Source organism: Streptomyces sp. NPDC030245, assembly GCF_055572995.1.
The window spans coordinates 700,563-724,133 of the sequence record NZ_JBVICF010000002.1 but is presented as its reverse complement, the minus strand read 5'-3'; the positions used below and the strand labels follow the sequence as shown (position 1 = coordinate 724,133).

Annotated in this window: 24 protein-coding genes; 15 read left to right on the top strand and 9 right to left on the bottom strand. The window is 70.5% G+C overall.

Annotation, left to right across the window (positions count from 1 at the left end):
• Positions 1 to 22: 22 nt before the first annotated feature.
• Positions 23 to 1,342, bottom strand: coding sequence for an NADP-specific glutamate dehydrogenase (gene gdhA, locus ACZ4Z4_RS07710; RefSeq protein ID WP_468324172.1), 1,320 nt, complete (start codon positions 1,340 to 1,342; stop codon positions 23 to 25).
• 220 nt (positions 1,343 to 1,562) lie between these two features.
• On the bottom strand, positions 1,563 to 2,537 hold the full coding sequence (locus ACZ4Z4_RS07705; protein WP_468323652.1) for a 4-hydroxy-tetrahydrodipicolinate synthase family protein: 975 nt from the start codon (positions 2,535 to 2,537) through the stop codon (positions 1,563 to 1,565).
• A 70-nt stretch (positions 2,538 to 2,607) separates the two neighbouring features.
• On the opposite strand from ACZ4Z4_RS07705, the gene ACZ4Z4_RS07700 reads away from it, so the two are divergent.
• Together ACZ4Z4_RS07700 and ACZ4Z4_RS07695 are read left to right on the top strand one after the other, a co-directional pair.
• A complete protein-coding gene (locus ACZ4Z4_RS07700; protein WP_468323650.1) occupies positions 2,608 to 3,579 on the top strand; it encodes a LysR family transcriptional regulator in 972 nt (323 codons plus the stop codon).
• Positions 3,580 to 3,720: 141 nt separating this feature from the next.
• Positions 3,721 to 4,143 carry a DUF6003 family protein gene (locus tag ACZ4Z4_RS07695; RefSeq protein ID WP_468323648.1) on the top strand — a complete coding sequence of 141 codons (423 nt, stop codon included), beginning with the start codon at positions 3,721 to 3,723 and terminating at the stop codon, positions 4,141 to 4,143.
• 25 nt (positions 4,144 to 4,168) lie between these two features.
• On the opposite strand, the gene ACZ4Z4_RS07690 is transcribed toward ACZ4Z4_RS07695, so the two are convergent.
• Positions 4,169 to 4,834, bottom strand: a complete 666-nt coding sequence (locus ACZ4Z4_RS07690) for a DUF1345 domain-containing protein (protein WP_468323646.1) — start codon at positions 4,832 to 4,834, stop codon at positions 4,169 to 4,171.
• Positions 4,835 to 5,072: 238 nt separating this feature from the next.
• Here ACZ4Z4_RS07690 and ACZ4Z4_RS07685 point away from each other — a divergent pair, with 238 nt between their 5' ends.
• The 6 genes from ACZ4Z4_RS07685 to ACZ4Z4_RS07660 all read left to right on the top strand — a co-directional run bounded on the left by ACZ4Z4_RS07685 (position 5,073) and on the right by ACZ4Z4_RS07660 (position 9,434).
• Positions 5,073 to 5,267, top strand: a complete 195-nt coding sequence (locus tag ACZ4Z4_RS07685; protein WP_468323644.1) for an antitoxin — start codon at positions 5,073 to 5,075, stop codon at positions 5,265 to 5,267.
• A 231-nt stretch (positions 5,268 to 5,498) separates the two neighbouring features.
• Positions 5,499 to 6,032 (top strand): GtrA family protein, encoded by a 534-nt coding sequence (locus ACZ4Z4_RS07680; protein ID WP_468323642.1) that lies wholly within the window; start codon positions 5,499 to 5,501, stop codon positions 6,030 to 6,032.
• Positions 6,033 to 6,179: 147 nt separating this feature from the next.
• On the top strand, positions 6,180 to 7,715 hold the full coding sequence (locus ACZ4Z4_RS07675) for a DHA2 family efflux MFS transporter permease subunit (RefSeq protein WP_468323639.1): 1,536 nt from the start codon (positions 6,180 to 6,182) through the stop codon (positions 7,713 to 7,715).
• Between the two features lie 73 nt (positions 7,716 to 7,788).
• The gene (locus ACZ4Z4_RS07670) at positions 7,789 to 8,304 is read left to right on the top strand and encodes an acyl-CoA-like ligand-binding transcription factor (RefSeq protein WP_468324170.1); all 516 of its coding nucleotides are present in this window, start codon (positions 7,789 to 7,791) and stop codon (positions 8,302 to 8,304) included.
• 111 nt (positions 8,305 to 8,415) lie between these two features.
• On the top strand, positions 8,416 to 9,084 hold the full coding sequence (locus ACZ4Z4_RS07665) for a GNAT family N-acetyltransferase (protein ID WP_468323636.1): 669 nt from the start codon (positions 8,416 to 8,418) through the stop codon (positions 9,082 to 9,084).
• A 128-nt stretch (positions 9,085 to 9,212) separates the two neighbouring features.
• Positions 9,213 to 9,434, top strand: a complete 222-nt coding sequence (locus tag ACZ4Z4_RS07660) for a hypothetical protein (RefSeq protein WP_468323634.1) — start codon at positions 9,213 to 9,215, stop codon at positions 9,432 to 9,434.
• A gap of 14 nt (positions 9,435 to 9,448) precedes the next feature.
• Here the strand turns inward: ACZ4Z4_RS07660 and ACZ4Z4_RS07655 are convergent, their stop codons facing one another.
• Complete coding sequence (locus tag ACZ4Z4_RS07655) at positions 9,449 to 10,375, bottom strand: cation diffusion facilitator family transporter (RefSeq protein WP_468323632.1); 927 nt, start codon at positions 10,373 to 10,375, stop codon at positions 9,449 to 9,451.
• 73 nt (positions 10,376 to 10,448) lie between these two features.
• The gene (locus tag ACZ4Z4_RS07650; protein ID WP_468323630.1) at positions 10,449 to 11,546 is read right to left on the bottom strand and encodes a mechanosensitive ion channel family protein; all 1,098 of its coding nucleotides are present in this window, start codon (positions 11,544 to 11,546) and stop codon (positions 10,449 to 10,451) included.
• A 327-nt stretch (positions 11,547 to 11,873) separates the two neighbouring features.
• Between ACZ4Z4_RS07650 and ACZ4Z4_RS07645 the strand changes: the two genes are divergently transcribed.
• The 7 genes from ACZ4Z4_RS07645 to ACZ4Z4_RS07615 all read left to right on the top strand — a co-directional run bounded on the left by ACZ4Z4_RS07645 (position 11,874) and on the right by ACZ4Z4_RS07615 (position 19,446).
• Complete coding sequence (locus ACZ4Z4_RS07645) at positions 11,874 to 12,965, top strand: amidinotransferase (RefSeq protein ID WP_468323628.1); 1,092 nt, start codon at positions 11,874 to 11,876, stop codon at positions 12,963 to 12,965.
• Positions 12,966 to 13,112: 147 nt separating this feature from the next.
• The gene (locus tag ACZ4Z4_RS07640; protein WP_468323625.1) at positions 13,113 to 14,246 is read left to right on the top strand and encodes an ROK family protein; all 1,134 of its coding nucleotides are present in this window, start codon (positions 13,113 to 13,115) and stop codon (positions 14,244 to 14,246) included.
• A gap of 67 nt (positions 14,247 to 14,313) precedes the next feature.
• Entirely contained in the window at positions 14,314 to 15,570 is a 1,257-nt protein-coding gene (locus tag ACZ4Z4_RS07635) for an ABC transporter substrate-binding protein (protein WP_468323622.1), read from the top strand.
• On the top strand, positions 15,567 to 16,514 hold the full coding sequence (locus ACZ4Z4_RS07630; protein WP_468323620.1) for a carbohydrate ABC transporter permease: 948 nt from the start codon (positions 15,567 to 15,569) through the stop codon (positions 16,512 to 16,514). Before ACZ4Z4_RS07635 ends, ACZ4Z4_RS07630 begins: the two co-directional genes overlap by 4 nt.
• Positions 16,507 to 17,343, top strand: coding sequence for a carbohydrate ABC transporter permease (locus ACZ4Z4_RS07625; RefSeq protein ID WP_468323617.1), 837 nt, complete (start codon positions 16,507 to 16,509; stop codon positions 17,341 to 17,343). Before ACZ4Z4_RS07630 ends, ACZ4Z4_RS07625 begins: the two co-directional genes overlap by 8 nt.
• A 49-nt stretch (positions 17,344 to 17,392) precedes the next feature.
• Positions 17,393 to 18,433, top strand: a complete 1,041-nt coding sequence (locus ACZ4Z4_RS07620) for a Gfo/Idh/MocA family protein (RefSeq protein ID WP_468323614.1) — start codon at positions 17,393 to 17,395, stop codon at positions 18,431 to 18,433.
• Positions 18,430 to 19,446 (top strand): Gfo/Idh/MocA family protein, encoded by a 1,017-nt coding sequence (locus tag ACZ4Z4_RS07615; RefSeq protein WP_468323611.1) that lies wholly within the window; start codon positions 18,430 to 18,432, stop codon positions 19,444 to 19,446. Before ACZ4Z4_RS07620 ends, ACZ4Z4_RS07615 begins: the two co-directional genes overlap by 4 nt.
• A gap of 12 nt (positions 19,447 to 19,458) precedes the next feature.
• Here the strand turns inward: ACZ4Z4_RS07615 and ACZ4Z4_RS07610 are convergent, their stop codons facing one another.
• The 4 genes from ACZ4Z4_RS07610 to ACZ4Z4_RS07595 form a co-directional block, all read right to left on the bottom strand.
• Positions 19,459 to 20,403, bottom strand: coding sequence for a DMT family transporter (locus tag ACZ4Z4_RS07610; protein ID WP_468323608.1), 945 nt, complete (start codon positions 20,401 to 20,403; stop codon positions 19,459 to 19,461).
• A gap of 67 nt (positions 20,404 to 20,470) precedes the next feature.
• Positions 20,471 to 21,562 (bottom strand): hypothetical protein, encoded by a 1,092-nt coding sequence (locus ACZ4Z4_RS07605; RefSeq protein WP_468323605.1) that lies wholly within the window; start codon positions 21,560 to 21,562, stop codon positions 20,471 to 20,473.
• Between the two features lie 7 nt (positions 21,563 to 21,569).
• Positions 21,570 to 22,307 carry an HAD family hydrolase gene (locus ACZ4Z4_RS07600; protein WP_468323602.1) on the bottom strand — a complete coding sequence of 246 codons (738 nt, stop codon included), beginning with the start codon at positions 22,305 to 22,307 and terminating at the stop codon, positions 21,570 to 21,572.
• 6 nt (positions 22,308 to 22,313) lie between these two features.
• On the bottom strand, positions 22,314 to 23,408 hold the full coding sequence (locus tag ACZ4Z4_RS07595; RefSeq protein WP_468323600.1) for a class I SAM-dependent methyltransferase: 1,095 nt from the start codon (positions 23,406 to 23,408) through the stop codon (positions 22,314 to 22,316).
• Between the last annotated feature and the right edge of the window lie 163 nt (positions 23,409 to 23,571).

Sequence of the window (23,571 nt, the reverse complement as noted above, 5' to 3'; positions counted from 1 at the left end):
TCCGCCAGTGTCGCACCGCGGGTCAGATGACGCCCTGCGCGGACATCGCGTCCGCCACCCGCTCGAAGCCGGCGATGTTCGCGCCCGTCACGTAGTCCCCGGGGACGCCGTAGCGCTCGGCGGTCTCGTGGCAGGTGCGGTGGATGTCGTTCATGATGCGCGCCAGTTCCTCTTCGACGCGCTCCGCCGACCACGACGTACGGGCGTGGTTCTGCGCCATCTCCAGCGCGCTGACCGCGACGCCGCCCGCGTTGGCCGCCTTGCCGGGCCCGAAAGCGACACCCGCCTGCTGGAAGAGGCGCACGGCCTCGGGGGTCGTCGGCATGTTGGCGCCCTCCGAGACCGCCTTCACGCCGCCCCGGATCAGAGTGGTGGCATCGTCGGCGTCCAGTTCGTTCTGCGTGGCGGACGGCAGCGCGATGTCGGCCGGCACCTCCCAGACACGCCGGCCCGGCACGAAGCGGGCCGAGGCGCCGCGGCGCTGGGCGTAGGTGTCCACGCGGGCGCGTTCGACCTCCTTGACCTGCTTGAGGAGGTCCAGGTCGATGCCCTTCTCGTCGACCACGTAGCCCGAGGAGTCCGAACACGTCACGGCGTTGGCACCCAGCGCGGTCAGCTTCTCGATCGTGTAGATGGCGACGTTGCCGGAGCCGGACACGACCGCCGTCTGGCCTTCGAGCTCCTCGCCGCGCTCGCGCAGCATCGCCGCCGTGAAGAGCACGTTGCCGTAGCCGGTCGCCTCCGGACGGATCAGGGAGCCGCCCCAGCTCTGCCCCTTGCCGGTGAGGACCCCCGCCTCCCAGCGGTTGGTGATGCGCCGGTACTGGCCGAACAGGTAGCCGATCTCCCGGCCGCCGACGCCGATGTCACCCGCGGGTACGTCCGTGTGCTCGCCGATGTGCCGATACAGCTCCGTCATGAACGACTGGCAGAAACGCATGACTTCCGCGTCGCTGCGGCCGCGCGGGTCGAAGTCGCTGCCGCCCTTGCCGCCGCCGATGCCGAGGCCCGTCAGCGCGTTCTTGAAGATCTGCTCGAAGCCCAGGAACTTGATGACGCCGAGGTTCACCGACGGGTGGAAGCGCAGGCCGCCCTTGTACGGGCCGAGGGCGCTGTTGAACTCCACGCGGAAGCCGCGGTTGACCCGCACGTGCCCGTGGTCGTCCTGCCACGGCACCCGGAAGATGATCTGCCGCTCCGGTTCGCACAGCCGCTCGATCAGGCCGGCCTCGGCGTATTCGGGGCGGGCCGCGACGACCGGCGCCAGCGTCTCCAGGACCTCGCGGGCGGCCTGGTGGAACTCCGGCTGGGCGGGATTGCGGCGTTCGATCTCGGTGAGCAGCTGGGAGAGCGCGGTCTTCTGGGAGAGCGCTGTCTTCCTGACCGCTGTCTTCCTGTCCGCTGTCTTCGTGTCGGGTCGCGTGGTCAAAGAAGCCCTTCCGCTCACTCCGGTGCAGCCCGGTCGGGACGCTCGGCGCCGTTGCCGCGCGCGGGACGCTCAAGCCGCAAGCATTACGCGCATGTAAACACAGTGACCGGCCACCGGGTCCAGGGAGTGACCACTATGCGAGACCGGGGACTTGAGCGAGGCTCGTGGCCAGGGGTGCCGCCCGGTGGACCGAGTCGGCGGACGCGGCCAGCAACGGCATACGAACGGCCGGGCTGGGGATGCGGCCCTGGGCGTGCAGCACCCCCTTGATCACCGTCGGGTTCGGTTCGGCGAAGAGAGCGGCGGACAGCCGGGCCAGCTCGGCCCCGAGAGCGCGGGCGGCCGTGGCGGAGCCGCGCCGCCACAGCGCGATCATCTCGGCGTAGTCGGCGGTACGGAGATTGGCCGACGCGACGATTCCGCCGTGGGCGCCCGCCGCGACGAGCGGCGAGAGGACGATGTCGTCACCGCCGAGCACGGCGAAACCGGGCGGGCACGAGTCGAGCAACTCCATGGTGGTCGGGTCGATCGCGCCGGTCGCGTGCTTGATGCCGACGACCTCCGGCAGGCGGCCGAGCGCGGTGATCGTGCCGGCGCTCAGCGGCTGCCCGGTGCGGTAGGGAATGTCGTACACGACCAGAGGCAGACCGCCGTGCTCGGCCAGCGCGGCGAAGTGCGCCAAGGTCCCCGCCTCGCCGGGGCGGATGTACGGCGGCGCGGGCACCAGCGCGGCGGCGACGTCGCCCCTGGCCGCCAGCTCTCGCAGCGCCGCGATGGCGGCGACGGTGTCGTTGGTGCCCACGCCGACGATGAGCGATGCCCCGTGCGCCCGGCAGGCGGCCGCGCAGACGCGGACGACCGTCTCTCTCTCCTCGGCGGTCAGCGTGGCGGCCTCGGCGGTCGTACCGAGGGCGACGAGCCCGGAGGCACCGGCCGCCAGCGCCTCGTCGGCGAGCCGGGCCAGCGCGTCGGGGGCCAGGCGCAGGTCGTCGGTGAACGGGGTCACCAGGGGGACGTACAGACCGTTGAAGACCGGTTCGGGGTTCGGCGTGGGGCTCGACATGGGGCTCGACATGGGGTTCGGCAAGGCGCTCGATGTGGTGTTCATGCTCTTACCCTGGCCCACACCACTCGGTAGATCCATTTCAGATTTCCGCCCTCACACCTAAGCTGAACTTATGCTTGATGTCCGTCGCCTTCACCTCCTCCGCGAACTCGACCGGCGGGGCACCATCGCCGCCGTGGCCGAAGCGCTGACTTTCACCGCGTCCGCCGTCTCGCAGCAGCTCGGCGTGCTGGAGCGGGAGGCGGGCGTGCCCCTGCTGGAGCGCAGCGGCAGACGCGTGGTCCTCACGCCCGCCGGCCGCTCCCTCGTCGCGCACGCCGACGCGGTGCTGAACCGTCTCGAACAGGCGGTCGCCGAGCTGGCGGGCGCGCGGGACGGCATCGGCGGGCCGCTGCGCATCGGTACGTTCCCTTCCGGCGGCCACACCATCGTTCCCGGCGCGCTGGCCGAACTGGCGCTTCGGCACCCGGCGTTGGAGCCGATGGTGCGGGAGATCGACTCCGCGCGCGTCTCCGACGGCCTGCGGGCCGGTGAGCTGGACGTGGCCCTCGTCCATGACTACGACTTCGTCCCCGCGACCCCTGACACGACCGTGGACGAGGTGCCGCTGCTCGAAGAGCCGATGTACCTCGTCACTTACGGCGGGGGCGGCGGTGACTCCGACGACCTGGACCCCGAGCCCGACCCCGGGCCCGGCTCCGGGAGCACGCTGGCGGCGCTGCTCGGACCTTGCGCCGAGCTGCCGTGGATCACCGCGCGGGACGGTACGACCGGTCACGCGATGGCCGTACGGGCCTGTCAGGCCGCCGGGTTCCAGCCGAGGATCCGCCACCAGGTCAACGACTTCCGCACCGTCCTTGCTCTGGTCGCCGCCGGGCAAGGGGCCGGGTTCGTGCCGCGGATGGCCGCTGTGCCGAGCCCCGAGGGTGTGGTGCTCACGCGGTTGCCGCTGTTCCGTCGCTCGAAGGTGGCGTTCCGCGCGGGCGGCGGCGCCCATCCGGCGATCGCCGCCTTCGTGGCCGCGGCGACGACGGCGGTCGACCGCATGGCGGGTTCGAGAGGTCCCGTCGGCGGCCCCGAGTGAACCGGCCGACCGCGGGAATGTGTTCGCCGGGGCCGCACCGCCCGCGGCCACCTGACGTCCAGACACGTCCGGACGTGCGACCGTCCTGGTGTCTTGATGTCCTGATGCCCGGATGCCCGAACGAGAAGGTGATTTCCCGCGATGGCCGATGACGCGTACCTGTTCCTCCTCCCCGACCGGCACCCCCGCCTGGGCGCGGCCCTCGCCGCCGTCGGTGCCTTGGACTGCAAGGAAACCCCTGCGGTACAGGCGTGGTTGCAGGCCCACGAGGCCTCCCCGGCCTCGGAACAGGTGAGGATCCTGCCCGCCGAGGCCGAGACGCTCATCCCCAAGGACGCCGAGCGGCTGCCGGTGCCGTTGAGCGAGGAGGAGGCGCTCAAGGTCCAGCAGGAGTGCGCGCCCCAGGCCGTCACGGACATGGAGAGCGAACTGCTCGAATTCCGGGACACGACCCAGGACTGGCAGGCCCTCGTGCACCGGGCCCTGACCGCGGGCATTCCCGCGGAGCGCATCGCGCGCCTGACCGGACTGGATCCCGAGGACATCGGCCGCTTGTCCGTCTGAACCGTCCGCAGGTTTCGCAGGTCCGCTAGCGGTCGCCCAGCGCGGACACCAGGATCGCCACCGTGACGGTGTTGAAGACGAAGGCGATGACCGTGTTCGCCGCCACGGTCCTGCGCATGGCCCGTGAGGTCACGACGACGTCGGTGGTGCCGAACGTCGTCATCGCGGCAAGGGCGAAGTAGACGTAGTCGCCCCAGGCCGGGAGCTGCTCTCCGGGGAAGTCCAGCGCCCGCTCGTTCTCCACGAGGTTGTCGGCCTGGAAGGTGACGGCGAAGGCCACGACCACGCAGATCCAGGCGACGACGACCAGGGAGAGGGCGACCAGCGTGCGGGGGAGGACGGAGAAGGTGGTGCTGAGATGGCCGGGCAGCCACAGCACCGCCACCACCAGCGCGGCGGCCGCGATGAGGAGCGACCCCCCGGGCCCGGGTGCGGTTCCGAGGACGTAGCGCTGTAGGAACGTGCCGCGGGCTTCGCGCCGCGCCCAGGAGCGGACCTCCTCGGGGCCGACACCCAGGAAGGCGGTCAAGGTGAGGGCGAGATAGGGGAGCAGGTACGCGAAGAAGACGAGGACGCCGACGTCCGCTGCCGAGATCCGCGCCACGGCGTCGAGGGGAAGGAGCACTGCCGCGCACCCCGCGATGACCAGGCTCACGGCCGATCGGCGCCGTTCGGAAAGCCAGCGGTGCACGGATGAGCCTCTCTGGTCGGTCGCCGGGTCGCCGGGTCCCCGAGTCGCTGGGTCGCTGGGTCGCCGGGTTGTCGGGTTCGGCTGACGCGGTGCCCCGGCGTCGTGGCCATGGTGACGGCGCGGATTCCGGGCGGCAGGTCGTGGGGGCCGGTCGGGTCAACGTGTGGTTGCGGATGCGGATGGCGCGCAGTGCCCTGACCCTGGATGGGGGGAGGAACGCAGAGAGGCAGGTACGCCCATGTCGGTCATGGACAAGCTCAAGCAGATGCTCAAGGGGCACGAGGACAAAGCCGGCCAGGGAATCGACAAGGCAGGCGACTTCGTCGACGACAGGACGCAGGGCAAGTACAGCAGTCAGGTCGACACGGCCCAGGACAAGCTGAGGGGCCAATTCGGCTCGGACCAGTCGCAGCAGGATCCCCCGCAGCGGTAGGGCGGAAGCCCGCCGACCGACCCCTCACACCGACCCCGCCCGCCTCCGCATGACGTAGAGGTGGGCGGGGTCGACGTCTGTGTGGCGCCTGTGTGGCTCCACCTCGGCAAAAAATGGCGCCAGATGGTGCCATAGATGTGCCATGATGGCGTCATCGAATCACGCGCCCTTCCTGTCCCGCGGGACAGGAAGGGCGCGTATCGCGGAGACGGCTATCAAGGGGGACGCATCATGGGGACAGCGCAGAGCCAGGAGCAGGCCGCCGCGCCCGGTGCCTGCGCCGCCTTCCTCCGCTTCGTGCTGTGCGGTGGCGGGGTGGGTCTCGCCTCCAGCTTCGCCGTCGCGGCCCTCGCGTCCCTGATGCCCTGGGCGCTGGCGAACGCCCTGGTCACCGTGGTCTCCACCCTCGTCGCCACCGAGCTCCACGCCCGCTTCACCTTCGGCGCGGGCGGGCGCGCGACCTGGCGGCAGCATGTGCAGTCGGCCGGGTCCGCGGCGGCCGCCTACGCGGTGACCTGCGTGGCGATGTTCGCCCTGCAACAGCTGGTGGCGGCGCCCGGCGCGGTGCTCGAACAGGTCGTGTACCTGTCGGCCTCCGCACTCGCCGGTGTCGCGCGGTTCGTGGTGCTGCGCCTCGTCGTCTTCGCCCGAAACCGTTCGCAGGCCGCCGTGGCCCCCGTACGCACCGCGCGTGCCGTGCACGCGACGGTGGGCCGCGCGGCCTCGGCCCCTGTCGACCCCGCGGCGCTCTGCCCCGCCGCCTGACGTGTCCAGTCGACGGTGCCGTCGCCGGTGAGGGTGAGTCGGCACCTCCCGCGCGTGCATCCCTATGCGGAACGGGTGGTACCCCTCCGAGAAAAGTGAGAGTACGCTCTCGCTAGATACTGAGCTCTCTTTAGGAGGTCGACTCCCGTGTCTGCTGATCTGGGTGCGCGGCGGTGGTGGGCCGTCGGGGCTCTCGTACTCGCCTCGATGGTCGTGGGCTTCGATGTCACGATCCTGAGCCTGGCCCTGCCGGCCATGGCCGACGACCTCGGCGCGAACAACGTCGAGCTTCAGTGGTTCGTGACGTCGTACACGCTGGTGTTCGCGGCCGGAATGATCCCGGCCGGCATGCTCGGCGACCGGTTCGGACGCAAGAAGGTCCTGCTCACCGCCCTGGTGCTCTTCGGCATCGCCTCACTGGCCTGTGCCTGCGCGACGTCTTCCGGCACCTTCATCGGCGCGCGTGCGGTGCTCGGACTGGGCGCCGCGCTGATCATGCCGACGACGCTGTCGCTGCTGCCGGTCATGTTCTCCGACGAGGAGCGGCCGAAGGCCATCGGAGCGGTGGCCGGTGCGGCGATGCTCGCCTATCCGCTCGGACCGATCCTCGGCGGCTACCTGCTCAACCACTTCTGGTGGGGCTCCGTCTTCCTGATCAACGTGCCGGTGGTGATCCTCGCCTTTCTCGCGGTCTCCGCCTGGCTGCCCGAGTCCAAGGCCAAGGAGGCCAAGCCGTTCGACATCGGCGGCCTGGTGTTCTCCAGCGTCGGCCTGGCCGCGCTGACGTACGGCGTGATCCAGGGCGGCGAGAAGGGCTGGACGGACGTCACCACGCTCGTGCCGTGCATCGGCGGTCTGCTCGCCCTGGTCGTGTTCGTGATGTGGGAGAAGCGGGTCGCGGACCCGCTGGTCGACCTCTCGCTGTTCCGCTCGGCCCGCTTCACCTCGGGCACCATGCTCGGCACCGTCATCAACTTCACGATGTTCGGCGTGCTGTTCACGATGCCGCAGTACTACCAGGCGGTCCTCGGCACCGACGCGATGGGCAGCGGCTTCCGGCTGCTCCCCATGGTCGGCGGTCTGCTCGTGGGTGTGACGGTCGCCAACAAGGTCGCCAAGGCCCTCGGCCCGAAGACCGCGGTCGGCATCGGCTTCGCCCTCCTCGCCGCGGCCCTCTTCTACGGCGGCACCACGGACGTCGGCAGCGGCACCGGCCTGGCGGCCGCCTGGACCGCGGCCTACGGCCTGGGCCTCGGCATCGCCCTGCCCACCGCCATGGACGCCGCACTCGGCGCGCTCTCGGAGGACTCCGCCGGCGTCGGCTCGGGCGTCAACCAGTCCATCCGTACCCTCGGCGGCAGCTTCGGCGCGGCCATCCTCGGCTCCGTCCTCAACTCCGGCTACCGCGGCAAGCTCGACCTCGACGGCGTGCCCGAGCAGGCGCACGGCGCGGTCAAGGACTCCGTCTTCGGCGGCCTCGCGGTGGCCCGGGCGATCAAGTCCAACGGCCTGGCCGACTCGGTGCGTTCCGCGTACGTCCACGCCCTGGACGTGGTGCTCGTGGTCTCCGGCGGCCTGGGGCTGCTCGGCGTGCTGCTCGCGGTGGTGTGGCTGCCCCGTCATGTTGGTCAGAGCACCGCCAAGACCGCAGAATCTGAGCATGAAGCCGCAGACGCAGTCTGACCAGGGCAAAACAGTGCCTGGTCTGAGAGAACGCAAGAAGGCCCGGACGAAGGCCGCGATTCAGCGGGAGGCGGTGCGCTTGTTCAGGGAACAGGGCTACACCGCCACGACCATCGAGCAGATCGCCGAAGCCGCCGAGGTCGCCCCCAGCACCGTCTTCCGCTACTTCGCGACCAAGCAGGACCTGGTCTTCTCGCACGACTACGAACTGCCCTTCGCGATGATGGTCCAGGCCCAGTCGCCCGACCTGACGCCGATCCAGGCCGAACGCCAGGCCATCCGCTCGATGCTCCAGGACATCAGCGAGCAGGAACTGGCCCTGCAACGCGAACGGTTCGTGCTCATCCTCTCCGAGCCCGAGCTCTGGGGCGCGAGCCTCGGCAACATCGGTCAGACCATGCAGGTCATGAGCGAGCAGGTGGCCAAACGGGCCGGCCGCGACCCGCGGGACCCCGCGGTCCGCGCCTACACCGGAGCCGTGTTCGGAGTGATGCTCCAGGTCTCGATGGACTGGGCCGACGACCCGGACATGGACTTCGCCACCACGCTGGACGAGGCGCTCCACTACCTGGAAGACCTGCGGCCCTGACCGCGGGGGCGGGCGCACCACCCGGCCCGCCGGGCTGCGGCACCCGCGCCCGGGTGTAATGGGTATAGTTGCTGAGCAGCTATTACTCGCGCTCGGGGGGAGTTACCTTTCATGGACACGGCCGAGGTCGTACGAGCGTGGGTCTCCGGCTGGACCGTTTCGCGCGGCACAGCCGAACCCACCCCTACCGCCTGGGGATACACCGTCGACGTCGGCCTGCCCGGACACGTCGCACGCCACGTGCTGACCACCGCCGACGACGCGGCCGTCCGCGCCCTCACCGAGGACATCGGCGCGCCCGGCGTGTGGCTGAAGGTGCCCGCCTCCCCGGAGGCGCTGGAACCGTGGCTCGGCGCCGGGTGGTCCGTGTCCGGTGGACCCAACTTCCTCATGTCCGTCCCCTTGGACGCCGCCCGCTCCCAGGACCCGCCCGGGGCGGCCGACGGCTACCGGCTGCGCACCTGGACCCGCGCCGGCGTCACCCGCGCCCTCGTGCGCACCGCCGACGGTGCCTTCGCCGCGCGCGGGCAGGTGGCCGTGGCGGGGTCCGCCGCGGTCGTCGACCAGGTCGAGACCGACCCGGCTCATCAACGCCGCGGCCTGGGGCGCCTGGTGTTGCGCGCGCTGACCGACGCCGCCGCCGAACAGGGCGCTACGGAGGGTGTGTTGGGTGCGACGCCGGAAGGCCGGCACCTGTATGAATCGGTCGGATGGCGCGTACGGGCGCCGCTGACCGGCGCCGTGCGTGACATATCCGGCGCGGACCACCCCGCCTCCTGACAGAAGGCGCCGCCGGACGTCCCGCGAAGGCGCGGTTGGACAGCCCGGGGAGGCGTCTGGCATGGTCGCCCGTCCGTGCCCCTCCAGGAGCGGAGGGCTCAAGGCCCGAAGGGAGAGCCACGATCACGATGATCGAAGTCAGCACGCGCAGCATGAAGGAAGCCGCCGCCGCCGAGCAGCTCCGCGCGGAGACCACGACACTGGACATTCCAAAGGGTTTCGACCTGTGGACGGCCGAGGAGATCGCGGAGTGGCTCGACGGCGTCGAGGACGACCCGGGCGTCTCCGACGCCGACTTCTACGCGGCCCAGCAGGCGGTACGGCGGGTCCTCGGCGCCGACGACGCCTGACCCGGCCCCCGGCGCTAGGTGTGCAGCGCGCCGTCCTCCTCCACATGCCCCTCCGGCTCCAGCTGGAGCGTCGAGTGCGCCACGTCGAAGTGGCCTCCGACACACCGCTGAAGGCGCCCCAGGAGCTCCCCGTACCCGCTCGCGAGAGCCGCCTCCGTGACGACCACGTGCGCGGTGAGGACCGGCATCCCCGAGGTGACCGTCCAGCCGTGCAGATCGTGCACGGCGACCACGCCACGCTCCGCCATCAGGTGCCTGCGCACCTCCCCGAGGTCGACGTCCTGCGGCGTCGCCTCCAGCAGCACGTGCACCGAGTCCCGCAGCAGGCCGTACGCGCGGGGCACGATCAGCAGGCCGATGACGATCGACGCGACGGGGTCGGCTGCCTGCCACCCCGTGAGCAGGATGACCAGGCCGCCCACGATCACCGCGACCGAGCCGAGCGCGTCGCCGAGGACCTCCAGATACGCGCCCCGCAGGTTGAGGCTCTTCTCCTTGGCGTCCCGCAGCAGCCACAGGCCCACCAGATTGGCGGCGAGCCCGCCCAGCGCGACCACGAACATCAGGCCGCCCTTGACCTCCACGGGCTCGCTGAACCGGCCGATCGCCGACCACAGGACCCACGCGAAGATCGCGACCAGGAGCAGCGCGTTCAGGACCGCGGAGAAGATCTCCACACGGTAGAACCCGAAGGTGCGCCGCGGCGTCGGCGCCCGCTGGGCGAGGGTGATCGCGCCGAGGGCCAGCGAGACGCCGACCGCGTCGGTCAGGCTGTGCGCGGCGTCGGCGAGCAGCGCGAGGCTGCCGGACAGGAGCGCGCCGACCACCTGGATGACGGTGATCGAGCCGCTGATGCCGATGGTCCACAGCAGGCGGTTGCGGTACGTCCCGCTGAGAGTGCCGCCCGCCGCCCCGGCGGACGGCCCGTGGTCGTGCCCCATGCCCGCGAGTGGACCACGCGCTCCGCGGCGCCGCCACCGAGCGGTCGGCCACTCGGCTCAGCCCGGCGGGGCCTCAGTGCAGCTGCGAGGAGACCGGCGCGTCGCGGTCGCGCTGGTGCGGGATGCCGAGCGGCGGCGGCAGCTCGCCCTGCTGCACCCTGACCGTGCGGACGGGGGCGGGCACCCGGATGCCCTCGGCGCGGTAACGCTGGTGCAGGCGCTTGATGAACTCGTGCTTGATGCGGTACTGGTCGCTGAACTCGCCGACGCCGAGGATCACCGTGAAGCTGATCCGCGAGTCGCCGAAGGTGTGGAAGCGGATGGCCGCCTCGTGGTCGGGGACCGCGCCGGTGATGTCGGCCATCACCTCGTCCACCACCTCGGTCGTGACCTTCTCGACCTGGTCCAGGTCGCTGTCGTAGCTGACCCCGACCTGCACCATGATCGACAGTTCCTGCTCGGGGCGGCTGTAGTTGGTCATGTTGGTGCCCGCGAGCTTCGCGTTGGGGATGATGACCAGGTTGTTGGAGAGCTGGCGGACCGTGGTGTTGCGCCAGTTGATGTCGACGACGTAGCCCTCCTCCCCGCTGCTGAGCTGGATGTAGTCGCCGGGCTGCACGGTCTTCGCGGCGAGGATGTGCACGCCCGCGAAGAGGTTGGCGAGCGTGTCCTGGAGGGCGAGGGCGACCGCGAGACCTCCCACGCCGAGCGCGGTGAGCAGCGGCGCGATGGAGATGCCGAGGGTCTGAAGGACGATGAGGAAGCCCATCGCGAGGACCACGACACGCGTGATGTTCACGAAGATGGTGGCCGACCCGGCCACTCCGGAGCGGGACTGCGCCACGGCCTTGACCAGGCCGGTGACGATCCGCGCCGCCGTGAGCGTGGCGGCGAAGATGAGCAGCGCGGTCAGCGTCATCGTGACGTTGCGTCCGGTGCGCGGCGTGAGCGGCAGCGCGCCCGCCGCGGCGGCGAGCCCGGCGGTGATGGCCGCGCAGGGGACGAGGGTGCGCAGGGCGTCGACGATGACGTCGTCACCGCTCCACCGGGTCCTGCTCGCCCGTTCGCCGAGCCACCTCAGCAGCGCGCGGAGCAGCAGCCCGGCGACGACGCCGGCGACGACCGCGATCCCGGCCGCGATCCAGTCGTGCAGTGTGAGGGCACGGGTCATCAGTTCGCTCCCGTCGTACGGGGGGAGTGCGCCTGCGTGGGGCGTATGTGATGTGTCGTCACCTTGTGATACCTGCTCGATTCCGGGGAGTGCGGTCACGCCGGGGCGAGAGCTCGGTTCCGGCGCGGACGTCATCCTGCCCCATCCGTGCACAGCAGGCGTGCGTACCCCCACCTGGATCTTCACAGAGCGGCCACGTCTGTCCATGCGTCGATGCACGCGCTGCCCGTGGTAAAGCATTGAGTCAGCCGATTTGGCCACCCGGTACCCAGGGGACCGGTCGGACCGGTCGATCGATGCGAGCGGAGGCGGTTGAGCATGGCGTCCATGGGCAGACCCGGAAGTTCTCCCGTCAATTCGCACAACGAGTGGGACCCGCTGGAGGAGATCATCGTCGGCCGTCTGGAGGGTGCGACCATTCCCTCCAGCCATCCGGTCGTGGCGTGCAACATCCCGCCCTGGGCGGCACGGCTCCAGGGCCTCGCCGCCGGCTTCGAGTATCCGCAGCGACTGATCGAGCCGGCGCAGCAGGAGCTCGACCAGTTCATCGCTCTCCTGGAATCCCTCGACGTCACGGTGGTACGGCCGGAGGTCGCCGACCACAAGCACCGCTTCGGCACCCCCGACTGGCAGTCGCGCGGTTTCTGCAACACCTGTCCGCGGGACAGCATGCTCGTCGTCGGCGACGAGATCATCGAGACGCCGATGGCGTGGCCGTGCCGGTACTTCGAGACGCACTCCTACCGCGAACTCCTCAAGGACTACTTCCGGCGCGGCGCGCGCTGGACGGCGGCACCGCGGCCCCAACTCACCGACGCGCTGTACGAGAAGGACTTCCGCCCTCCCGAGGAGGGCGAGCCGATGCGCTACATCCTCACCGAGTTCGAGCCGGTCTTCGACGCGGCGGACTTCGTGCGGGCGGGCCGCGATCTCTTCGTGACGCGGAGCAATGTCACGAACCTGATGGGCATCGAATGGCTCCGCCGCCACCTGGGGCCGGAGTACCGCGTCCACGAGATCGAGAGCCGCTGCCGCGTGCCCATGCACATCGACACCACGTTCATCCTGCTCGCGCCCGGCAAGGTCCTCGTCAACCCGGAGTACATCGACGTCGACCGCCTGCCCGAGGTGCTGAACTCGTGGGACGTCCTGATCGCCCCGGAGCCCGACCCCATCGACGAGCGGCTGCTCAAGATGACCTCGATGTGCGGCAAGTGGCTCAGCATGAACGTGCTGATGATCGACGAGAAGCGGGTCATCGCGGAGCGGCACCACACGGGCATGCTGCGCGCCCTCGAAGGGTGGGGGTTCGAGCCGATCCCGTGCGACCTGCTGCACTACGCGCCGTTCGGCGGTTCGTTCCACTGCGCGACGCTCGACGTCCGGCGCCGCGGCACGCTCGAAACGTACTTCGACTGACCGACCGACGGTCATTTCGGTCGACCGTCGCGAGAGGGGTTCCCCGACCGCGGCGGTTATGCAAGTCTCCTCCCTAATTCCGCGGGCCGGTGGACATCGCAGCCCGTCACGTGGGCTGCCGCCGCGCGGATACGGGGTGAAGCACTGATGCGGAACAGGGCTCGTGGGCACGACCTGATCGCGCTGCGGCGGCTCAACACCACCGTCGTGCTGCGCGCCCTGCACCACCGCAGCCCGCGCACCCTCACCGAGCTCGCCGCGAGCACCGGCCTCTCCAGGCCCACCGTGGAAGGCGCCGTCGAAGAGCTGTCCGAGCGCGGCCTCGTCGGCGAGTCCACCGCGGGGTCGGCCGAGCGCACGCCGGGCAGACCCGCACGCCGCTTCCGGTTCCGCACCGAGGCCGGCTGCGTGCTCGGCGCCGACATAGGCCTGCACAAGATGGTGCTGCTCCTCGCCGACCTCGGCGGCACCGTGCTGGCCGCCCACCGCCGCGACATCGACCCTGAGCTCGGCGGCGGCGCCCGCCTCGACCTGCTGCGGCACGGCACGGAGGCCTTCCTCGACGCCCACGTGCCGCGCCGCGCCGCCGTGCTCGCCCGCTGCGTGGGCGTGCCCGGAGTGGTGGACACGGGCGGCATCCTCAACTCCGTGGTGGTGCCGGAGTGGTCCGGTGTCGACATGGGGCGGCTCCTCCAGGACGGCAGGCCGGGGCACACCGTCGTCGAGAACGACGTGAACCTCGCGGTGCTCGCCGAGCGCTGGCAGGGCGCCGCCACCCTCGCGGGCGACGTCGTCTGCGTACTCACCGGGCACCGCGTCTCGTGCAGCCTCACCATCGGCGGCCGGCTGCACCGGGGCAGGCGCGGCGGCGCGGGCGAGCTCGGCATGCTGCCGCTGCTCGGCATGAGCACCGCGCACGAAGCCCTCAAGTGGCCGGGCGCGCGGCGTCCCGGGGAGTCCGAGGTGGCCGCACTCGCCCGCGCCGCGGACGCCGCGGACCCGCGCGCCCACGCCGCCGTCGCGGACTTCGCCGACCGCATCGCCCCGGGCATCGCCGCCCTCGCCCTCGCCGTCGACCCGGAACTGATCGTGCTGACCGGCGGGGCGACCCCCGTCGGCCGGCACCTGGTTCCGCTGCTCGAAGAGCGGCTGCGCCCCATGACCCTGCACGTCCCGCGCATCGCGCTGAGCTCGCTCGGCGAGCGGGGCGTGGCCATCGGCGCCGTACGCAAGGCGCTCGATTTGGTGGAGGAGGACCTGCTCGCGGACAAGGCGCCGTAGCGGCGGGCCCGCCGCGTGCGGGCCGGCCGTGGGGCGTCCGAGGACTCATCGGGAGGCGAAGGCGCAGATGCGCAGAAGGACTCTGCTCGGCGGGGCGCTGGCCGCCCCCTTGCTCGCCGCCTGCTCCCAAGGGGGCGACGGCACGGACAGCGGTGGCGGGACGACGCTCTCGTACGGGATGTGGGACCCGGCGCAGGCGCCGGGCATGGAGAAGATCATCGCCGCGTTCGAGAAGCGCAATCCGCGGATATCCGTACGGATCCAGCTGACGCCCTGGGCGAGCTACTGGACCACCCTCAAGACGTCCATGCGCGGCGGCACCGCCCCCGACGTCTTCTGGATGAACGCCGTCAACTTCCAGCTGTACGCGTCCAACGGCGTCCTCGAACCGCTCTCCGGGCACATCAAGGCCGACGCCACCCCCGTGGACCGCCATCCAGAGGCCCTGGTGAAGCTCTACGCCTACCGCGGCACGCAGTACGGACTGCCCAAGGACTTCGACACCATCGGCCTCTGGTACAACAAACAGCTGTTCGACAAGGCGGGCATCAAGTATCCGGACTCCACCTGGACCTGGGACGACGTGCGCGACGCGGCGGCCGAACTCACCGACCCCAGCCACGGCGTGCACGGCTTCGCCGCCGAGATGCACCGGCAGAACACGATCTACCCCGCCGTCCACGGCGCCGACGGATACATCCTGCGAAACGGCCGCTCCGGCTTCGGCGACGAACGCTCCATCGAGGGCCTGCGCTTCCTCACCGACATGATCGACCGGGGCTGGTCACCCCCGCAGAGCGCCATGGTCGAATCCGTCGGACGCGTGCGCTACTGGTCGGAGAAGGTCGCCATGAACTACGACCTCTCCGCGATGGCCGGGCAGATGTACGCCGTACCCGCGATCAAGGACCACGGCGGCATCGCCGTCCTGCCCAAAGGGCGCCGCAGGGCCACCATCATCCACGGCCTGGCCAACGTCATCTCCGCCAAGAGCGACAAGAAGGCGGCCGCCTGGAAGTTCGTGCACTTCATGGCGGGCCGTGAGGCGGCCGAGATCCAGGCCGAGGCAGGCGTCACCATCTCCTCGTACGAGGGCACGCAGGACGCCTGGCTCAAGGCGATGCCCGAATTCGACCTCAAGCACTTCATCGAGATGCAGAAGTACGCGGTGCCCTATCCGAGCTCCGAGAACACCGCCGTCTGGGAGAACCTCCAATATCCGCTGCTCGGCGCCGCTTTCAGCGGCAAGGGCGGCATCGAGAGCGCTGCCCGCACCCTCGGCGAGCAGATGGACCGGGCCCTGAAGGAGGAACGCGCCTCATGAGTGTCTTTCCCGCCACGGCGGCCGCGAAGTCGGCCGGACGCGGCCACGCGTCCACGTCCGGCACCCGGACCGGGTCCCGCAACCAGCGGTCCGCCTACTGGTACATCGCGCCGCTCGGCATCGGCTTCGCCGTCTTCTACTTCTGGCCGCTCCTCCAGACCTTCTACTACAGCTTCACCGAATTCGGCGCGTTCGGCGGCCACACCTTCATCGGCACCGACAATTACGTACGCGTCGTCAAGGACGTCACCGTCTGGCAGGCCCTCGGCAACACGCTGATCTACAGCGTCATCGGGCTGATGGCGCTGCCGGTCGCCATCGTCGTCGCATCCCTCCTCAACCGGCGCGGACTGCGCGGCGTCGCCCTCTACCGCGCCCTGTACTTCGTACCGTTCGTGACCCTGCCCGTCGCCGTCGGGCTCGTCTGGAACTGGCTCTACAACGGCGACTTCGGCCTCGTCAACGAAGTCCTGGGCTGGATCGGCGTCGACGGCCGCTACTGGGTGTCCGACCCCTCCACCGCCGTCTACGCGATCGGCACGGTCATCGTCTGGTCGACCACCGGCTACTACCTGGTCATCTTCATGGCGGGTATCAAGGGAATCCCCCGGGACTACTACGAAGCCGCGGAACTGGACGGGGCCGGGGCGCTGCGCCGGTTCTTCACCATCACGCTCCCGCTGCTCAGCCCGACCATCTTCTTCGCCTCCGTCATCTGCATGATCAATTCCCTCCAGACCTTCGACCTGATCTACATCATGATGGGCGAGAAGAACCCCGCGATCGGCGATACGCAGTCGATCGTCGGGCTCTTCTACAAATGGGCTTTCATCGAGAACGCCCAGGGAGCCGCCGCCGCGCTCGCCTTCCTGCTGATGCTGGTCATCGCGGCCCTGACGTATCTCCAGTTCCGGATACAGAAGAGGTGGGTGCACTATGCCTGAGACCCGAAAGCGCATCGACCCCGGCTCCGTCGCCACCCACGCCGCGCTCTCCCTCGGTGCCCTGGTCATGGTCTTCCCGTTCCTCTGGCAGCTGCTCACCGCGCTCAAGACCCTCGCCGAGACCTCACGCGTGCCGCCCACCTTCCTGCCGGACAACTGGAATGGGGCGAGCTTCGAAGAGGTCTTCACCGCGCTGCCGTTCCGCGAAATGCTCACCAACAGTCTGCTCAACACCGTCGGGCGCACCCTCGGCCAGCTCGTGTTCTGCTCCCTCGCCGCCTACGCGTTCGCACGCATGCAATTCCGCGGCCGCAACGTCCTGTTCGCGCTCTTCCTGTCCGTCCTGATGGTCCCGAGCTCCCTGCTCGTCCTGCCGCAGTACGACATCATCCAGTCGCTCGGCCTGCTCAACACCGCGCCCGCGCTCTTCCTGCCCGGCATGTTCAGCGCGTTCGGCACCTTCATGCTCCGCCAGTTCTTCCTGACGCTCCCCAAGGAGCTGGAGGAGGCCGCCCGCATCGACGGCGCCGGGTCCTTCCGCGTCTTCTGGTCGATCATGCTGCCGCTGATCCGGCCCGCGCTCGCCGCCCTCGCCGTCATCACCGCCATGTGGTCCTGGAACGACCTGCTGTGGCCCCTGATCGTCAACACCGACCCCGAGCAGATGCCGATCAGCGCCGGACTCACCTCCCTGGAGGGCCAGTACGAGACGAACTACCCGGTGATGATGGCCGGTTCACTCGTCGCGAGCCTGCCCATGCTGCTCGTCTACGTCTTCCTCCAACGGCACTTCGTCCAGAGCGTCGCCCTCTCCGGCTCCAAGGACTGAACCGGGCCCGGCCCCGCCGCCCACCCCCACGGAAAGGCAGCCCCTCTCCATGCCACCGCTTCACATAGGCCTGCTCGGCGCAGGCGGCATCGCGCGCGCCCACCTGCCCGGCTGGCTGGCCCTCGGCGCCCGCGTGAGCGTGTACACCGTCGACGGCTCCGCGGAGAAACTCGCCGCGGAGTACGCCGAGCGCGGCCACGCCGTCCGGGCGGTCGAGAGCCTGGACACCCTCCTCGCGGACGCGCACGCCGTCGACGTCTGCACCCCCACCCCCACCCACAAGGAACTCGTCCTCGCGGCCGTCGCCGCGAGGCGGCACGTCATCTGCGAGAAGCCGCTCGCCCTCACCGCCCGCGACGCCGAGGAGCTCGCCGCCGCGGCCGCCACGGCAGGCGTACGACTGCACCCCGCCCACGTGGTCCGCTACTTCCCGGCCTACGCCGCCCTGCGCAAGGCCGTCGCCCGCGGCGACCTCGGCGCGCTCGCCGTGCTGCGCTTCACACGCGGCGGGGCCAGGCCCCAATGGGCGCCGTGGTTCGGCGACCCGGCCCAGTCGGGCGGCGTCATCATGGACCTGATGGTGCACGACATCGACATCGCGCGCTGGCTCGCGGGCGACGTCGTCCGCGTCCACGCGCGGACCCGCGGCGTCGAGCACGCCACCGGCGCCCCGCCCGAAGTCGTCACCGCGACCGCCGTCCTCACCCACGCGTCGGGCGCCGTCAGCCACATCAGCGGGCTGTGGGGCCTGCCCGACCAGCCGTTCCGCACCACGTTCCGGGTCGCGGGCGCCGACGGCCTGCTGCACCACGACTCGACCGCCGTACCCGGCTTCCGGATCACCGCACAAGGAGTGCGCGCCGCCAACGAGGGCATTCCGTCCAGCCCCATGACGGAGAGCCCCTTCCTCACCGAACTCCGCGAGTTCGCCGCGTCCTGGGACGGTGGGCCCGACCCTCGGGTGAGTACCCGTGACGGCGTCGAAGCGGTGCGCATCGCCGAGGCCGCGGCGCAGTCCAGCCGCACCGGACACGTCATCGAGATCGAGCGGACCGCAGGGACCGAGCAGCCCGAGGAGGCAGCGCGATGAAGGTCGCCGTCCTGTCGTTCGCCCACGTCCACGCCGCGGGCTACCTGCGGCTCCTGGACCGTATGCCCGGCATCGAGGTCCTGGGCAGCGACCCGGACACCGACCTCGCGGCACCCGGCGAGGTGCGGGGCCGCGCGCTCGCCGACGAGCTCGGGGTCGCGTACGCGGACACGTACGAGGAAGCCTTCGCCCGGCGCCCGGACGCGGTGATCGTCTGCTCCGAGAACGCCCGGCACCGCCCCCTCGTGGAACGCGCCGCCGCGCACGGCGTGCCCGTCCTCTGCGAGAAGCCGCTGGCGGCCACGGTCGAGGACGGCGAGGCGATGGTCGCCGCCTGCCGCGCCGCCGGGGTACGGCTCGCGGTCGCCCACCCCGTGCGGTTCAGTCCGGCGTACGCGGCCGTGAAGGCCACCGTCGACGCGGGCGACGCCGGACGGATCCTCGCCGTCTCCGGCGCCAACAACGGCGCCATGCCGAACCGCGCCCGCCGCTGGTTCGCCGAGCCCGCGCTCTCCGGCGGCGGCGCCCTCATGGACCACACCGTGCACATCGCCGACCTCCTCGACGACCTCTTCGAAGAGGCCGGGCCCGTCGAGGTCTACGCGCAGACCAACAACCTCCTGTACGCCGACGAGGTCACCGCCGAGACCGCGGGACTGGTCAGCGTCACCTACTCCAACGGCGCCGTCGCCACCATCGATTGCAGCTGGTCCCACCCCCGCTCCCACCACTCCTGGGGCGGCCTGGAACTCACCGTCGTCGGCGAGCGCGCCACCCTGGAGATGGACGCCTTCGACCAGAAGGTGCACGGCTTCAGCGAACGCCGGGGACGCGGCACCGAGGTGCCGTTCGGCGTCGACCTGGACGAACTGATGCTGCGTGCCTTCCTGTACGGGCCCGCAGAGGGCGGCACGCCGGTCGCGGACGGCGAGGGCGGCCTGCGCACGCTGCGCATCGTCGAGGCGGGGTACGCGTCGGCCCGCAGCGGAGTGCCGGTCAGGCTCGGTCCGTGACCATTCCGGTGCTCAGCTCCGCGACAGCGGCGGTGCTCCGGTCCTCTCGTCCCGGTGGGGTGGCGTCGCGGTGGGCCTCCCGGGACGGTGGACCAGGAGCACGGCGACGAGGCTGATGACGAAGCCGGTCACGGCCAGGGCGCCGACCGGATCGCCGAACATCAGGAACGCCCAGAACGCGGTGGTGGGCGGGCACAGGTAGATGAGGCTGTTGACCCTGGTGACCGTGTGGTGCTTGAGGTTGAGCCAGTAGAAGCCGTAACCGCCGAACGTGGCCAGGAAGACCATCCAGAGCAGCGCCCACCAGAAGTCCCCGTCACGGGGCGGCTGGGCGTGCCCCGAGGCGAGACCCAGGCACGTGAACAGTACGGCGCTGGTGCAGCACTGGATCGCCAGCGAGTCGGTCAGGGGAACGGCTGTGCCACGCCCTCGTTGCAGGAGCGTGGCCGCCGTGAGCGTGGCCATGCCGATGAAGGGCACCGCGTAGATCCAGCCCGGCCGGTCGTCGGCCAGGCTCAGCCCGTCACCGATCACCAGGGCGACCGCGACGAGGCCGAGCACCAGACCGACCCACTGGCGTCCGGTCACGCGTTCCTTCAGGAGCGGGCCGACCAGCGCTCCGGCGACCAGCGGCTGAAGGGACTCGATGAGGGACGTCGTGCCGGCCGGCACGCCCAGTTCGATGGATTTGACGGAGCTGAGCAGGTAGATGCTCTGCGCGAGCAGCCCCACCACGACCTGTGTGGCCACATCACGGCGCGTCAGATGGTGCCGGTGGCGGCGGACGAGCCACCACAACGGCACCACCAGGGCGGCCACGATGAGGAAGCGCCACATCAGGACGGTGAGTGTGTCGGCGGCGTCGGTCCCCAGCCGGGCCCCGATGAATCCGGAACTCCACATCACGACGAGCGCTGCCGCGGGCAGCGGCCCGCTGGTCAGGGAGGGGGAACGCATCCGGTGGGGGCTCCTTGCTCGGGGAGGGGATGGTCCGGCCCGGCGCGTGGCGCGCCGCCGGCCGGGATCAGGGTCGGGTGGTGGCGGGGGCCACGAGCGGCGCCGCCCGCTCGGCCTCCACGACGACGCGGGCCAGGTCGATGCCGTTGCGCGAGCAGTAGGCGAGCGGGTCGCGCTGGGCACGGCGCAACTTGGTGAACCCGCCGAGCGCCTCGGCGATGCCGTCCTCGGCCGCCAGGTGCCAGAAGGGGTTGCTGTCGTGCCGTTCCAGCGGGGCGAAGAAGGAGAGGATGACGCTGATCCGGGAGCCGGACGACACCGGCTGCACCGCGTGCCAGAGGGAACTGCCCAGGGTGTAGGCGGTGTCGCCGGCCTTGCGGAGCGGCGGTTCGAAGACCTTCGGGTGGGTGTTGCCCTGTTCGGCCACCGCATCCCTGTCCCGTTCGAAGTCCGCCCGGGTGCCCTGGTAGATCATGAGGCGGCCGTTGCCGAACTCCTCCAGGTCGGCGAGTTGCATGACGAAGACGTAGGTCATCCCGTCGTAGTGCCAGCGGGCCTTCTGGGGTTCCGTGCGGTCACCCACGCGCACCTGGTGGGTGTCGAAGTAGTTGGCGCAGATCGCGGGGGTGCTCAGCGGGTGCGGAACGAGGGGGAGTCCGGCGATGGCCGACACCCGGCCGAGGAAGGTGTGGTCGCTGACCATGGCGCGGACGAACCGGGACGCGCCGGAGACGTTCCGCACGCGGCGGCTGACGATGTAGTCGTCGTCCGGTGCCCGGTCGGCGAGGTTCTCGCAGATCCGGCGCAACCGCCGCACGCCCTCGTCGGTCAGGAGCCGGTGGGGGCCGGAGTAGACCGTCTGCCGGGGATCCGGCCCGCCGCGGGGCGCGGATCCGTCCGGCCCTGGACCGTAGCCGAACTCGGCGGCGGTCAGCCGGGAAACGTCAGGGTCGGGCTCGGTGCGTACCAGGGAGGGAGTCCAGGTCATGTCCTGGCTCTGCGCCAGGGGGCCGGTCTGCCACACGGAACGGCGCAGCGAGCGGCGTAACCGGCTCAGGCTGTCGTTGAAGGCCGTCACCTTGCCGGATTCCGCCTGTGCGGCCGGGCCGGCAGCGGTCGTCTCGTGGGTGTGGGTCATGGTCTGCTGTGTGGTGTCCATGGGGGTGTCACCTCCGGGTGGTGCGACGTTCCAGGTCTGAGGTTTCCGGTCCGGGTGCCGCGGGTCGGGTCAGGTTCCTCGGGATGTCGTCCTCCAGCAGTCTTCGGGCTCGGGACAGGTCGTTCCTCGGCAGTACCAGTTCAGCCGTGGCGAGCGATGGGGAGTACGGGTCCGTCCCCGGGGCGGGCACGGCCACGCACCGCATTCCGGCTCGGGCCGCCGCCGTGACACCGGCCGGTGAGTCCTCGATGACCAGACATTCCTCGGGAGCCGCACCGAGCAAACGGGCCGCGCAGTGGAAGATGTCGGGCGCCGGCTTGCCCCGCGGCACTTTCTCCACCGCCACTTGTGCGTCGATGTACTCGTCGGCACCGCAGGCTTTCAGCGCCGCCGTGATGATCGCGTCGGGTGACCCCGAGGCGACGGCGGTGGGGAAGCCCGCGGTGTGCGCCCACCGCAGCAGGGTGTTCGGTCCCGGAATCGCGGTGACGCCGTCCGGCAGTCCTTCGAGGTAGACCCGTTCGGTGTCGCGCATGAGGGTGTCGACGTCGGTGCCGACTTCGTAGTGCTCGCGCAGCAGTGCCAGCATGTCTCGCGTGCTGAGTCCGGCGCAGCGATCGTAGGCGTGGGTTTCCACGTGGGGTGTTCCGTGGGTGGCGAAGACGGTCCGGACGGTGCGCAGGTAGTGCTTGCCGCTGTCGATGAGTGTGCCGTCCAGATCGAAGATCAGCGCGGAGACCGCCATCTCCGCTCAGAGCCTCCGCGCGCCGTTGTCGGGTTCCTGGGCATCGAGGTGGACGAGCGCGGTCAGGGAGTGCCCGACGCCGAGGCCGGGTGCCATCCGGTGCTCCAGGCGGCGCAGTCCGCAGGCCAGCATCGGGGCACCGATCTCGCCGGGGAGTCGGCCGAAGTCGGTCCGCAGGAGGGCCTGCCACTGTTCCTCGAAGGCGTCGAAGAAGTTCAGGACGTGGTCCGGCGCCGTCCCTGTGGGCAGGCGCGGGAAACGGAGGTCTGAGGGGGTGACTGTTTCGTCGCCGCGTTCCAGCCGGTTCACCAGGAGCCGGTAGGGCGGGATGTCGGGGTTGAACTCCCGGGTCTGCGTGTGCCGGCCGACCATGATGGACCGGTCGTGGAACGAGACCTTCTCGTACCGCTGGCCGGCGCGGTCGCATGCCTCGTCGATGACCCTGCGCAGCCCCCAGGAGTCCCAGAACGTCATCGGGACGGAGGGCGCCGGTGCGGCGTCCGCGGACGAGCCACCCTGGAAGAAGCTCATCCGGTAGTCCCACCGCTGGTTCGCCCACATGTCGGCCCACTCGATCGAGAAACGACCGAGGACGTCGACCACGACGACGGACCGGGTGTGGTTGCGCCGCACGGCGGCGAAGATTCTGCTCAGGACGTCGGTGAGTTCGGCGGGAGTGAGGTGCGAGTACGGCACCCCACTGGAGAAGTAGAGATCGTACGGATCCTGCGGGACGTGGTCGCGCATGTCCGCCTGTACGAACCCGGCTTCCGGGCGTCGGCAGTGGAGCATGCGGGCCGTCTCCAGGAGCGCCTCGTCCATGTCGAGGCCACAGTATTCGTAGCGCCCTTTCGTGAACTGCCAGGGCTGGGTCTCTTCCAGGGCGAGAAGGAAGTTGAGTCCTTCCCCCGCTCCGCAGCCCACGTCCAGTACTCGGGTCTTCTCCCGGGGGCCCAGATATCCCAGCGCCCGGGCCAGTAAGTCTTGGGTCACGGGCTCTTCCCAGAGCCGTTTCACCGGGTCCCGCCGCTTCGGCGAGGTGTAGTGGACGACCGCCTCGTCGTACGCGGCAGTGGTGACGCTCGACAGCTGATGGCGCATCAAGTGATGTCCTTCCGTCCGGAGTCCTCAGCAGTTCCCCGGGGATTTAGTCACATGCCCGCTACACCTTCCGGTGGGCCGGAACAGGCCATGCCAGATGCCGCCCCCGGCGGCGGAGGGCGGCACACCGCACGCCGACCACCAGTGCGATCAGACGTGAGGC